At 70.0% G+C, this 13,297-nt stretch carries 12 protein-coding genes; all 12 read right to left on the bottom strand.

The annotated features are described in order from the left end of the window. Nucleotides 1–19 precede the first annotated feature (19 nt). The gene (gene hisS, locus VSH64_RS42065) at nt 20–1,324 is read right to left on the bottom strand and encodes a histidine--tRNA ligase (RefSeq protein WP_326568289.1); all 1,305 of its coding nucleotides are present in this window, start codon (nt 1,322–1,324) and stop codon (nt 20–22) included. 30 nt (nt 1,325–1,354) lie between these two features. Beyond that, complete coding sequence (locus VSH64_RS42060) at nt 1,355–1,738, bottom strand: hypothetical protein (RefSeq protein WP_326568288.1); 384 nt, start codon at nt 1,736–1,738, stop codon at nt 1,355–1,357. 58 nt (nt 1,739–1,796) lie between these two features. Beyond that, a complete protein-coding gene (locus VSH64_RS42055) occupies nt 1,797–3,215 on the bottom strand; it encodes an amidase (protein WP_326568287.1) in 1,419 nt (472 codons plus the stop codon). Between the two features lie 87 nt (nt 3,216–3,302). Continuing rightward, on the bottom strand, nt 3,303–4,502 hold the full coding sequence (locus tag VSH64_RS42050; protein ID WP_326568286.1) for a sensor histidine kinase: 1,200 nt from the start codon (nt 4,500–4,502) through the stop codon (nt 3,303–3,305). A gap of 2 nt (nt 4,503–4,504) precedes the next feature. Beyond that, entirely contained in the window at nt 4,505–5,152 is a 648-nt protein-coding gene (locus VSH64_RS42045) for a response regulator transcription factor (protein WP_326838188.1), read from the bottom strand. Nucleotides 5,153–5,239: 87 nt separating this feature from the next. Then, nucleotides 5,240–6,520, bottom strand: coding sequence for a cation:proton antiporter (locus VSH64_RS42040; RefSeq protein WP_326568285.1), 1,281 nt, complete (start codon nt 6,518–6,520; stop codon nt 5,240–5,242). Continuing rightward, nucleotides 6,520–7,896 (bottom strand): cytochrome P450, encoded by a 1,377-nt coding sequence (locus VSH64_RS42035; RefSeq protein WP_326568284.1) that lies wholly within the window; start codon nt 7,894–7,896, stop codon nt 6,520–6,522. Before VSH64_RS42035 ends, VSH64_RS42040 begins: the two co-directional genes overlap by 1 nt. After that, a complete protein-coding gene (locus VSH64_RS42030) occupies nt 7,893–8,936 on the bottom strand; it encodes an alpha-hydroxy acid oxidase (RefSeq protein ID WP_326568283.1) in 1,044 nt (347 codons plus the stop codon). Before VSH64_RS42030 ends, VSH64_RS42035 begins: the two co-directional genes overlap by 4 nt. 3 nt (nt 8,937–8,939) lie before the next feature. Next, the gene (locus tag VSH64_RS42025; protein ID WP_326568282.1) at nt 8,940–10,493 is read right to left on the bottom strand and encodes an NAD(P)-binding domain-containing protein; all 1,554 of its coding nucleotides are present in this window, start codon (nt 10,491–10,493) and stop codon (nt 8,940–8,942) included. Between the two features lie 225 nt (nt 10,494–10,718). Further along, on the bottom strand, nt 10,719–11,720 hold the full coding sequence (locus VSH64_RS42020; protein WP_326568281.1) for an aldo/keto reductase: 1,002 nt from the start codon (nt 11,718–11,720) through the stop codon (nt 10,719–10,721). A 176-nt stretch (nt 11,721–11,896) separates the two neighbouring features. After that, complete coding sequence (locus tag VSH64_RS42015) at nt 11,897–12,877, bottom strand: aldo/keto reductase (RefSeq protein ID WP_326568280.1); 981 nt, start codon at nt 12,875–12,877, stop codon at nt 11,897–11,899. After that, nucleotides 12,874–13,275: a MerR family transcriptional regulator gene (locus tag VSH64_RS42010; protein WP_326568279.1), complete on the bottom strand. Its 402-nt coding sequence runs from the start codon at nt 13,273–13,275 to the stop codon at nt 12,874–12,876. Before VSH64_RS42010 ends, VSH64_RS42015 begins: the two co-directional genes overlap by 4 nt. Between the last annotated feature and the right edge of the window lie 22 nt (nt 13,276–13,297).

The raw sequence follows: 13,297 nt of genomic DNA, 5'->3' as shown, positions 1-13,297 counted from the left end.
GGTCCTTCAAGCACAACCGTCAAGCCGGATCGGCCGGCGTCACCAACGCGTTCACCGTCGCCGGCACCTCGGCCAGCTCCACCTGCTGCTGCTCCCGCGTGGCCAGACTGCGCACGGTCACCCGGCCGCCGTCCCAGTCCTCCTGGCCCACGATCACCACGGCGGACGCACCGGCCTTGTCGGCGCGCGTGAGCTCCTTGCCGAGCTTGCGGTGCTCCAGCGGCGTCGACGTGCGCAGGCCCGCGCGCCGCAGGGAGGTCGCGACCTGGCGGGCCGCGTCGGTGAGCTCCTCGGTGACCGGGATGACCATCACGTCGACCTCGTTGCGCGGGGTGGGCGTGAGGCCGTGGGTGTCGAGGAAGTCGATGAGCGTCACGTCGCCCATGCCGAAGCCGATGCCCGGGATCTGTTCCTTGGTGAACATCGACGCCAGGTCGGCGTAGCGGCCACCGCCGAACAGCGCGCGGCGGTTCTTCGGCGAGGTGTCGAAGACCTCGAACACCGTGGACGTGTAGTACGCCAGCCCGCGCACGATCATCGGCTCGAACTGCACCAGGCTCGCGGCCGAGCTGGACAGCACGCGCACCAGGTTCGACTTCTCCTTGACCTCGGCGGGCAGCTCGTCGAGCAGCGCGGCGCCGGAGCCGAGGGCCTCGGTGAGCTTCTCGAACTGCTTGTCCGTGAGCCCGATCTCCTCGGCCGCGGAAGCGTGCTCCTCCGCCGACGTCTTCTCCCAGCGGTCCACCAGCCCGAACACGGCCGGCAGGTGCTCCGGCGAAACGCCGACCACGTCGGTGAGCGCCGAGGTGAGCAGGTTCCGGTCGTTCACGCGCACGGCGAACATGTCCGACGACGCACCCACCGACTCCATGAGGTCGTGGATGAGCTCGAACATCTCGATCTCGCAGTTCGCGCTCTCGGAACCGAAGATGTCCGCGTTGATCTGCCAGTGCTCGCGCACGCGGCCGCGCTGCGGACGCTCGTAGCGGAAGCAGTTGGGGTGGCTGTACCAGCGCACGGGGAACGACAGCGACTTCGCGTTGCCGGCGATCATCCGCGCCACCGACGGCGTCATCTCCGGCCGCAGCGCAAGCCGTTCGCCGCCCTTCGTGGTGAGCGTGTACAGCTGCTGGTCGGCGATCTCCTGGCCCGACTTGCGCTCGTAGACCTCCGCGGGCTCGAGCACGGGCCCGTCGTAGCGCAGGAAGCCGTAGCGCTCGAGCACGTCGTAGAGATGGCCGAACACCTGCGTGCGAACGGACATTTCGGCGGGGACGAAGTCTCGGGTCCCCTTGACAGGCGCGGTCGACAGGTATTCAGGCACGTCATCAAGCTTAACGACCGCGCCCAACGCTTAAAGGAAGGCCACCCCGTACGCCGTCGTCAGCATGGCCGCACCCAGCAGCACCGCGCCGGCCGTGGTGATCGACATGCCGACTCGGGTGCGCAGCATCGCCACGAAGAACCCGCCCGACTGCGCGAGCACGCCGAACAGCAGCAGGAAGCACACCACCCACCGCAGCGGGTCCGAGAGCCCACTGCGGTCGAGCACCTGCAACGCCACCAGCGCGAGCACCAGCAGCACGCCGGCGTGCGCATGGCCGGCGCGGAAGAAGCCCTTCTGCCGGTCGTCGAGCGCGCCGCGCTTGAGCAGCCCCATGAGCGCGTAGCCGCCGTACATCACGGTGGGCAGCGACACGAGGGCGATGACAGTGAACAGCTGAACGGGTCCGTGCATGGCTTTCTCCTCCCAGAGCGTTCTCCGGAAGTAACCATAACACCGTTTTAAAACACTGTCACGGTCGATGCTGCGCCCACGGCCGCGCCCGCTCGAAGTTGGCCGCCGCCCGCAGCACGGCGGCGTCGGCCTGCTGCCGTCCGGTGATCTGCAGGCCGACCGGCCGGCCGTCGGAGGTGAAGCCGGCGGGCACGGAGATGGCCGGGGTGGTGAGCATGTTGAACGGGAAGGTCAGCACCCACTCCAGCGCCTGGCGCCGCAGCGGCGCGTCGAGCAGCCGGTCGGGCGCGAACTGCGTGAGCGGGAACGCCGCGTCGGTCAGCGTCGGGCACACGAGCAGGTCGTAGCCGGTCATGAAGTCGGCGAAGGTGTCCCACATCGCGCCGCGGAACACGTCGGCGCGCGCGACGTCGACGCCGGTCAGCCGCTCGGCCTCGTGCATCAGCTCGATCAGGTTGTCGTCCACGCGGCCGCGCTCGTTCTCCCAGTCGACCAGGTCGTAGCCGCTGCCGATGCCGGGTACCCACACGCCGTTCCACATCGCCTCGACCGGGTTGCCCCAGGCCGGCGTGGCCTCGGTGACGTGCGCGCCGAGCTCTTCGAACGCGGCCATCGCCGTGCGGCAGATCTCGGCGACCTCCGGGTCCACCTGCGCGTAGCCGAGATCGGGTGAGTAGGCGACGCGCCAGCCCTTGATGTCGTGGTCGATCTCGGCGACGTAGTCGATCACGTCGTCGGGCAGGCTCGTCGGGTCGGAGGAGTCCTTGCCGGCGAGGATGTTCAGCATCAGCGCGTTGTCGGTGACCGTGCGCGTGATCGGCCCGTGGTGCACCCAGGTGTTGTAGCGGCCCGGCAGGATGCTCTGCGGAATGCGCCCGCCCGTCGGCTTCAGCCCCACGACCCCGCACAGCGAAGACGGCGAACGCACCGAGCCGGCTCCGTCGCTGCCTTCGTGCAGCTGCCCCATCCCGGCCGCCGCCGCGGCCGCCGCGCCCCCGCTCGACCCGCCGGCGATGCTGCCGTGCTTCCACGGGTTGTGCGTGGGCCCGAAAAGGTGGTTGTCGGTGCTGCCGCAGTGGTAGCCGCTCTCGATCGTGTTCGTCTTGCCGAGGAACAGCCCACCCGACTCGCGCATCCGCGTGACGACCGCCGCGTCGCGATCGGGGATGTTGTCCTTCAACGGCGCCAGCCCGAACGTGAGCGGCAGCCCGGCCACGGCCGTGAGGTCCTTGATCGAATACGGCACGCCGTGCAGCGGGCCGAGTTCGTCACCGCGCCGCTGCGCCGCCGTGAGCTCCGCCGCGTCGCGCAGTACCTGTTCGCGGTCGAAGGTGACGAACGCGTTCACTTCGGGATCCACCGTCTCGATCCGTGCCACGACCTGTTCGGCCACGTCGGTGGGGGTCACCTCGCCCCGGCGGATCTTCCCGGCCAGCTCGGAAGCCGGTATCCAGCACAACTCGTCGGAGATCGTCATGGCAGCTGCTCCTGCGTCTACTAGGACTGGGCGACGTTCCGGGTGCGGTCACCCCAGTCCTAGACCACCGCGGGGCAGCCAGGCGTCTCATGTTGAGACGCGCGCGCTCTCCGCCCTCGTGAACCGCAGTGTGAACGTGGCCCCGACGCCCGGTTTCCCCGCCGCCGCAATGGTTCCGCCGTGTCCGGTCACCACCTCGTGCACCAGCGCCAGCCCGAGCCCGAACCGGCGCCCCTCGCCCTCGTCGCCGTGCGCGAAGCGTTCGAACAGCCGCTCGGCGTCGCGTTGCGCGAAGCCCACGCCGGTGTCGGCCACGCGGATCTCCACGTGCCGGTCGTCCGGGTTCGCCAGCGTCACCTCGATCGAGCCGCCGGGCGGGGTGTGGCCGATGGCGTTGTCCAGCAACGCCGAAAGCACCCGCCGCAGCGCCGCCGGCACCCCCGGCACCACGTCGACCAGCCCCGGCGACCGGCGCACCTCGATGCGCACGCGCCGGTCCTCGGCGCGCACGGCCTCGGCCGCCACCGCCTGCTCGGCCAGCAGCCCGAGCTTCACCGGCTCCAGCAGCGGCCGCTCGTTGCAGGCCTGCGTGGAGAGCAACAGGTCCTCCACGACCTCCCCCAGCTCCCGCGTGCCGGACACCAGCAGGTCGAGGTCGTCCGAGGGCACCGGCGCCTGCCGGGCGCGCCGCGCGAGAAGCTGCGCGCGGGTGTGCAGGCGCGTGAGCGGTGCGCGCAGCTCGTGCGACGCGTCGGCCACGAAGGTGCGCTGGCGCCGCAACGCCTCGCCGAGCGGCCGGATCGCACGCGCGGCCAAAACGTAGCCGCTGAACACCGACACGAGCAGCACCACGAGTTCGGCGATCACCAGGCCCATCAGCAACTGCTTGCGGTCGGCGGCCTGGTAGCGCTGGTCCACGAAGACCTGCCACACCTGGCCGCCGTGGTCCACCGCGCGCACGGTGAACGTCGACCCGGCCAGCTCCTGCTCGGTGGTCACCGCACCACCCGGCGGCACGGCGGGCGCGGCCGGCGGCGCGAACGGCAGCACGGCCGGCACGTGGCCGGCCGGCGTCACCAGGAACACGCAGCCCGGCGGTGTCACCGAAAGGCCCTGGGCCAGCGTGTAGTCGATCTGCCGGTCGACCTCCTCGTGCTGGCCGTGCACCAGCACCCAGTACGCGATGGCGCCGGCGGCGAGCACGACCAGCGTGATCACCACGGCGATCTGGCTCGCGATCGTCCGCCGCGCGCGCCGCAGCGCCCGCGCGTCGGGATCGACGATCACCGTCACATGGCCCCGATCTGGTACCCGAGGCCGTGCACGGTCTTCACCACGTCGCGCCCCAGCTTGCGTCTCAGGTAGTACACGTAGGTGTCCACAATGGACTCGCCGGTCGAGTCGGCGAACACGTGCGTGCGCAGCGCCTCGCGCGGGTGGATGGCCTTCGGCCGCTGCGCGAGCGTGCGCAGCAGCTCGAACTCGCGCCCCGACAGCGTCACGCGTTCACCGCGCGGCAGCACCACCTCGTGGCGCTGCAGGTCCAGAGCCGCGGTGCCGAGCGGCAGGCATTCGGCGCCGTCGAGATCACGCCGGCACAGCGCGCGCAGCCGGGCCAGCAGCTCGTCGGTCTCGAACGGTTTCACCAGGTAGTCGTCGGCGCCCGCGTCGAGCCCGGACACGCGGTCGGCCAGCTCGCCCAGCGCCGAGAGCACGAGCACGCGCGCGGTCACGGCGCGGCGCCGGAGCCCGGCCAGCACCTCGAGCCCGTCCATCACCGGCAGCCGCCGGTCGAGGACGATCACGTCGTGGTGCCCGGTGAGCCCGCGGTGCAGGCCGCGCTGGCCGTCGTGGGCCAGCTCCACCTCGTAACCCTCGTCCGCGAGCAGCTCGGAGAGCATTCCGGCCAGCTCCCGATCGTCCTCCACGAGGAGCACCCGGGCTGCGGTCCCTGCCTCATCGTGCACGGGTCCATACTCGCAGTCAGCGCGCCGATTGAACCCTCAACTTTCGTAGGGAATCGATCATTTTCCGGCCGGCTGGGCCGAAAGGAGGAACTCCGGCAGCTGTTCGGCCGAGTACTTCTTCCGATCACGCCGATCGAGCCAGCTCAGCACCGGCGCGGTCATGATCGTGGTCACGAGCGCCACCAGCACGAGCACCGTGAACAGCGCCGGCGACACGATCCCGGCCTGCAGCCCCACGTTCAGTGCGATCAGCTGCATCAGCCCCCGCGCGTTCACCAGCACGCCGATGCGCAACGCGATCGGCTGCGGTTCCCCGGCCAGCCGCGCGGCACCCCAAGACGCACCGAGCTTGCCGACGATCGCCACCACCACACACAGCAGCGCGAACAGCAGCAGGCTCGGGTCGGCCAGCAGCGCGAAGCGCGTGTTCAGGCCGGAGTAGGTGAAGAACAGCGGCAGGAACACGATGTTGCCCACCGGCAGCAGCTTCGACACCACTGCGTCGGCCGCTTCCCCGCGCGGGAAGGCGATGCCGGTCACGAAGGCGCCGAACACCGCGTACAGCCCGATCTCGTCGGTGAACCAAGCGGCACCGAACAGGATCATCGCGGTCACGAGAAGCCGCTGGTCCACCGACATCTTCTGGCTGGCGAACATCTTCGCGAACACCCGCCGCGCCACGATCCACACGAACAGCGCGAACACCACGCCACCGCCCAGCGCCAGCGCGATCGGCCCCACCGAACCGGCGTGCAGGCCCACGACCACGGCCAGCAGGATCCAGGCGAGCACGTCGTCGACCGCGCCGCACGCCAGCGCCAGCGAGCCGAAGCGCGTCTTCGTGAGCCCGCGTTCGGTGATGATCCGCGCGAGCATCGGGAACGCCGTGATCGCGATCGCGACCCCCACGAACGCCGCCGACACCACCGGCGAGACACCGGGTTTGAGGATGTCGACCCAGCCCGTTCCGAGCACGGCGACGCCGACCCCCAGCACCAGCGGGATCCCCGTGCCCGCGCTCGACACCGCGGCCACCAGCTTCGACGACTCCCGCACGGTCTTGGTGCGGAACTCGTAGCCGGCGCCGAACATGTAGAGCACGAGCCCGATCTGTCCGCCGAGGTACACGAGCGTGCGCACGGTGTCCGGGAACAGGTACGACTGCACGCCGGGCAGCAGCAGCCCGAGCAGCGACGGCCCCAGCAGCACCCCCGACACCATCTCGCCGACCACCGGCGGCTGGCCGAGCTTCACAGCGAGCATGGTCACCAGCCGCACCACCACCAGGATCACCACCGCCGCGAGGAAAAACGCGGGAGCCGCTTCCGCTGCGGTCATCATTCGCCTCCGTGGTTCGCGAAGTAGTTCACGCACAGGCGTTGGCGCCGCGCGTCGAGCACCATGTAGCTGCCGAACACGAGCTGGGCGAGGCTGCGCCACACGTCTTCCCAGCGGTCGCGCACGGCGAGGTAGGCCAGCGGGCCGCGGGTCGAGCGCGCCGAGCCGCGCGGGGTGAGGAAAACCGGGCCGCGGTTGGGGATCGAGCGCGTGTGGGCCGCGCTGGAGGCCACGGCGTAACGGCGCAGGAACTCGCGGGTGACCACGCGCATGGTGATCGGCGCGAGGCCGCGGGCCGGGCACGCGCGGTTCTGGGCGACGCCGAAGGGCAGGAAGTTGGCGTCTTTCTTCGACAGCGCCGACGAGCCGGCGTGCGCCGGACACCCTTCGGGCGCTTCCCAGCGCGAAGGGTCGAACTCGTCCGGCCGTTCGAACCCCGCGTGGTGGAAATCGGGGTAGCTGAAGAGAAGCACGGTGCCGGCGTCGATCGTGGTGTCGGTGAGCTCGATGTCGGCGGTGGTGATGCGGTGCGCGATGCCGAAGAGCGGATACGTGCGCAGGCCCTCGTCGATCACGCGGTCGAGGTACTCGTCGTCGTCCGGGTTCGCCACGAGGCGCCGCTGCACGTCGGGGTGCTGCGCGATGATCATCAGCAGGTGCGCCATCGCTTCCGACATCTGCACCACGGCGGTGTTGAAGAACGTGCCCTGCAGGTAGAACACCTGCTCGTCGCGCGTGAGCCGGGCCGGCAGCGCGTGCGGGATGTCCGCGAGGCGCTTCTTCAAGTACTTCGTGAGCTTCGCGCGGCGGCGCATGTTGCGGGGCCGCACGCACTTGAGCGCCGACACGACGTCGTCGGCGTGGCCCACGATGAGGTCGCGCGCCTCGGGCGGGCACGGTTCGCCGAACACGAGCTCGTAGTACAGCTCGGCCCAGATCGGCATCATCTCGTCCCGCAACCGGATCAGCCGGCCGTCGCCGGCTTCGAGACCGTCGAGCACGTGCTCGGTCACCCGCCGCGTGAGCTCTTCGGACTCCGCGCGCGTTTTCACGAGGATGTGGCGCGTGGTCTTGGCGACCTCGTCGTAGCGCGGCCCGGCTTCGAGGTGTTCCTGGTGCACCTGCGGGCCCGGCGCGAGCCAGTACCAGAACAGGTCCGACAGGGCCGCGCCCTTGCTGCGCCCGTTGGCCGCCGGGTCGGCGTACACGCGCCGGAAGTCGCCCACGCCCACGCGTTCGCCGGGGATCGGCAGGCCTTCGTCGCCGTTGACCAGCGCGAAGATCCTCATCCGCAGCGCGACCACACGGCCGGGCAGCCACTTCGGCAGCGAACCGACGAGCCCGGCCAGCCCGGCGGCCGCGAGCAGCCGCCTCATCGGACGAGGTCCGCGGTCAGCTCACCCGGCGCGGTGGCCCCGCACAACGCGAGCGTGTGGTCGGTCTCCTCACGCAGCCGTTCCAGCACTTCGGTCACCCCTTCCTCACCCGCCGCGGCCAAGCCCCACAGCACGGGCCGGCCGACGCCGACGGCCGTGGCGCCCAGCGCGAGCGCCTTCACCACGTCGGTGCCCCGCCGCACGCCGCCGTCGAGCACGAGCGGGATCGCGCCCGCCACGGCCTCGGCCAGCGCGGGCAGAGCGTCCACAGTAGACACGGCGGTGTCGAGCTGACGGCCGCCGTGGTTCGACACGAGCAGCCCGTCGACGCGCGCCTCCACCGCGAGCCGGGCGTCGTCCGGGTGCAGCACTCCCTTGAGCAGCACCGGAAGCGCGGTCGTGCACTTGAGCCACTCCACCTGGTCCCAGGTGAGCGCGGCCGGCATCTCGATGTCGCGAACCCGCCCGGTGCCGTCGCGCAGGTTCTCCACGACCAGCCCCGGCGGCAGGTCGTGGAACCCGTTGCGGTGGTCGCGCTCGCGCCGGCCGAACACCGGCGAGTCGACCGTGACCACGAACGCCCGCACACCGGCTCGTTCGGCCCGGCGCACCACGTGCTCGGTGAAGCCCAGGTCCGGCTGCAGGTAGAGCTGGAACCACAACGCCGGATCGGCCGCGGCCTGGCGGGCCGCGTCGGCGATGTCCTCCACGGCCGTGGTCGCGGCCATGCTCACCACCAGCACCGTGCCGGCTTTCGCGGCGGCGCGGGCCGTCGCGCGCTCGCCGTCGGGGTGCGCGAGCCGGTGGAACGCCGTCGGCGACACCAGCACCGGCATCGACAACGGCGAGCCCACCAGCTCGGTGGCCAGGTCGCGTTTGGCCACGTCCCGCAGCACGCGGGGCACGAGCGTGCGCCGGCTGAAGGCTTCTTCGTTGGCGCGCAAGGTCAGCTCGTCGCCGGCGCCACCCGCGTAGAAGTCGTAGTGCGCCGGCTCGAGCCGCTCGCGCGCCGCGGCTTCGAGCTCCGCGATCGTGCGCACGGGTCAGGCCAGCTGCTCGGTGAAGAACTTGGTAAGCGCCTCCACGTGCACCGGACGGTCCCACTCGTTCTCGAGGTTCTCCGTCACGTGGTGCGTGGCCGCGAGCTCACCGCGCCGGTAGTGGCGCACGATCGGGTGCAGGTAGTGGCTCTCGCCGTTGTCGTTGGCCACGTCCTGGCTCGCGCGCTTCACGGTGAAGTCGAACGGGTCCACCTTGTCGTGGTCCGGGCCGTAGTCGAGCGTGATGACAAACGCGTTTTCCGCGTCGCTGAGCGTACTGTCGGCGAAGCGGTCCACCGGCATCTCTTCGAGGTAGCGCGCCTGACCGCCCTCGACCACGAGAATGTCGGCCATGAAGCCGAACTGCTGGAACAGCCCCGACGTGCGGTTGATGCGCTTGAGCACCGCGTCCACCAGTTCGCCGGTCTCGGCCTTGAGCACGGTCTGCGGCCACTCGTTGTCGTGGTAGCGCTCTTCGAGCACCTTCGACAGCGCGCGCACGCCGTAGCGGTAGCCGTGGATGAAACCGCTGGTGGCCTTCTTGAAGTCGCGGGCCTGCGTGATCGTGCCGGCGAAGTAGAGGTCGGGCACGTTCGCCGATTCCCACGACGACGTCTGCGCCGGGAAGCGGTCGTTGATCGTGAGCTCGGGGCGGCAGTCCTCGTCGAACATCGAGTTGTCGAAGCGGAAGCCGGTGGCGGCGATCACGCGGTCGTAGCGGATTTCCTTCACCACCTCGTCGGCTCGCGCGAACGCGAACTTCACGTGGTAGCCGTCTTCGTCCTTGCGGATCTCGCGCACGTCGCCGTCGAGGATCGCGTGCTGCAGCTTGAGCTGGTACATGTCGAGCACGCCGGCGTTGTACGCGCGCAGGTGGCCGACGAAGTGCGTGCGCCAGGCGAGCTTCACCGGCCGCGGCCCGGCGACGTGCAGCACGGCCGCGTAGGCGTTGATGCTGTCGGCGGTCTCGAAGGCCGAATTGGCCTTGCCGAGGATGAGCACGCGCTTGTTGGTGAACGGCGCCGGGTCGGTGTCGAAGTCGGCGTACTGGTCCACCAGCTCCATGCCCGGAACGTCGGGGATGTACGGCTTGCTCACGCCGGTCGCCATGATCAGGCGCCGGGTCGTGTAGGTGTTGCCGTTGCCGTCGGTGACCGCGAAGAGAGCGCTTTCCGGGTCACGACTGATCCGCGTCACCCGACTGTCGTAGCGGATGGCCACTTTGTGCTTCGCCGCGTAATCGGCGGTGTAGCGCAGGAACGCTTCGGCCGGCGGGAAGAGCTCGGCGCTGTAGTCGGTGAACAGCAGGGGGTCGGGACCGTCGTCGAGGAGTGAATTCCAGTCGACGCGCAGGTTGAGCTCCGGGTCGGTCCAGCCGGTGTGCTTCTTGTTGATCGAGATCAGCGTGCGGTGACGCGGGAACCTCGTGAAGAACGTGGCCGGCACGGCGCCCGCTTCGAGCACCAGGTAGCGGTGACCCGCCTGTTCGAGCTGCCGGCCGAGCTGCAAGCCCGCGGGCCCCGCACCGACCACCAGATAGTCCAGAACGTCGTCCACCACACCGGCCTCCAGCCTCGATCTTCGCCTGACGGCCGACAGCCTGATCCGGAGATCTCAGAAAAGGCTCAGAGATCCCGATCAGTGGGTTGGCGGTGGGTGAAGTGGGGTGGTCAGCGGGGTGCGGCCTGAAACCGTGAAGGGCGCCTTGAGGGAATCCCGTCCCTCAAGGCGCCCTTCACCGTTCAGCAGCCCGGCCGGTTCGTCAGTCCGGTTGTCAGTGGCTCAGCGGGACAGGAGCTTCATCGACGCCTCGGCGTACCGCGTGCCCGCGACCTCGTCGATCGGCACCGCGGTCTCGATCGCCCGGATGTCCTCTTCGGACAGTTCGAGCGCCACGGCCCCGACGTTCTCCTCCAGGTACTTGCGCCGCTTCGTCCCCGGGATCGGCACCACGTCTTCGCCCTGCGCCTGCACCCACGCCAGCGCGAGCTGCCCCGCGGTCACGCCCTTGTCGGTGGCCAGCGCGCGCAGCGCCTCGACCATCGCGACGTTCTTCTCGAGGTTGCCGTCGGCGAAGCGCGGCTGGGTGTTGCGGCGGAAGTCGTCGGCGCCGAAGTCCTCGGCCTTGGTGAACTTGCCGGTGAGGAAACCGCGGCCCAACGGCGAGTACGGCACGAGTCCGATGCCCAGCTCGCGGCACGCGGGCACCACGGCGTCCTCGATGTCACGCGACCACAGCGACCACTCCGTCTGCACGGCCGAGATCGGGTGCACGGCGTGCGCGCGCCGGATCGTCTCGGCGCCGGCTTCGGACAGCCCGAGGTGGCGGATCTTGCCCTGCTGCACCAGCTCCGCCATGGCCCCGACCGTCTCCTCGATCGGCACGTTCGGGTCCACGCGGTGCTGGTAGTACAGGTCGATGTGGTCGATCCCCAAGCGCCGCAACGAGTTCTCGACCGCTTCGCGCACATACGCCGCGTCGCCGCGCACGCCGCGCTTGCTCGGGTCCTCCGGGTCGCGCACGAAACCGAACTTCGTGGCCAGCACGACCTGGTCGCGCCGGTCGGCGATCGCGCGGCCGACGAGCTCCTCGTTGGCGCCCAGGCCGTACATGTCGGCGGTGTCGAGCAGGCTCACGCCCAGCTCCAGCGCGCGGTGGATGGTGGCGATCGACTCGGTGTCGTCACCCTCGCCGTAGAACTCGCTCATCCCCATGCAGCCGAGGCCCTGCGCGCTCACCTCGAGCGTGCCGAGGCGGCGGGTGGGCAGCGTGGATCCAGCCATGGTGTTCCTCTCGAATTTCGTGGCACGGCCGGGGAAACGGCCGCCCAAGTCGTCAGTGCCCAAGTCGTCAGTGCCCGAGTCGTTTGTGCCCGGCGGGCGAACCAGCTCGTGGAGAGTTCCGGGAAGGGCGCCTTGCGGAAATCGCGGAAGGCGCCCTTAATCGCGAGAACCGAGCCTTACTTGCCGGCCGCTCGCGCGAGCCGCTCCGGATACCGCGCCCCCGCCACCGCGTCGGCCGGCGCCGCCTGCTCGATCGCCGCGAGGTCCTCTTCGGACAGCTCCAGCTGCGCCGCCGCGACGTTCTCTTCCAGGTACTTGCGCCGCTTCGTCCCCGGAATCGGCACCACGTCCTGGCCCTGCGCCTGCACCCACGCCAGCGCGAGCTGCCCCGCGGTCACGCCCTTGTCGGCGGCGAGCGAACGCAGCGCGTCCACAATGGCCATGTTCCGCTCGAAGTTCCCCTCGGCGAAGCGCGGCATGTTGCGGCGCATGTCGTCTTCGGGCAGGTCCTTCACCGACGTCACCGCGCCGGTCAGGAAACCGCGGCCCAACGGCGAGAACGGCACCACGCCGATGCCCAGCTCCCGGCAGGTGGCGAGGATCTCGTCCTCGATGCCGCGGGTCCACAGCGACCACTCGCTCTGCAGCGCCGAAACCGGGTGCACGGCGTGCGCGCGCCGGATCGTGTCGGCGCTCGCCTCGGAGATCCCGGCGTACCGGATCTTTCCGGCGGCCACCAACTCGGCCAGCGCGCCCCAGGTCTCCTCGACGGGCGTGTTCGGGTCCACACGGTGCTGGTAGTAGAGGTCGATGTGGTCGACCCCGAGGCGCTGAAGCGACTCGTCGCAGCACTGCTTCACGTACGCGGCGTCGCCTCGCGCGCTCATGCCTTCGTCGGTCCAGACGATGCCGAACTTCGTGGCCAGCACCACCTGGTCACGCCGGTCGGCGATCGCGCGGCCCACCAGCTTCTCGTTCTCGCCCGCCCCGTACACGTTGGCCGTGTCCAGGAGCGTCACCCCCAGCTCCAGCGCGCGGTGCACGGTGGCGATCGACTCGCTGTCGTCGTCCCGCACCCCGTACGCCTGGCTCATCCCCATGCAGCCCAGGCCCTGAGCACTCACTTCCAGCTGACCGAGTTTCCTCGTCGCGATCACGCGGAGATCTCCTCCATGGCGGACGCGGTGCCGAACACCTTGCGTTCCACCTGGTCGTAGTTGCTGATCTTGTAATCCAGGATGTCGAGGCACCCCTGCAGCTCGGCGATCCGGTCCGCCACCGACTGACGCTGCTCCACGAGGATCGCCTTGCGCCGCCCGGCGCTGGCCACGCCGTGGCGCCGCAGCGACGCGTACTCGCGCATGCTCTTGATCGGCATGCCGGTGAGCCTCAGCTTGGTGAGGAACCCGAGCCAGCTCAGGTCGTCGTCGGAGTACGCGCGTCGCCCCGCCGCGTCGCGGGCCGGCGGGTCGAGGAGCTTGATCCGCTCGTAGTACCGAAGGGTGTCTATCGACAGGCCGCTACGTCGTGCGGCTTCCGCTATCGAGTAGCTCATACGTCCGACACTACGACCTGGA

The organism is Amycolatopsis rhabdoformis, from assembly GCF_035918295.1.
GTDB lineage: Bacteria > Actinomycetota > Actinomycetes > Mycobacteriales > Pseudonocardiaceae > Amycolatopsis > Amycolatopsis rhabdoformis.
Note: the sequence above shows the minus strand (reverse complement) of the source record. Positions and strands in the feature narration are given on the sequence as shown.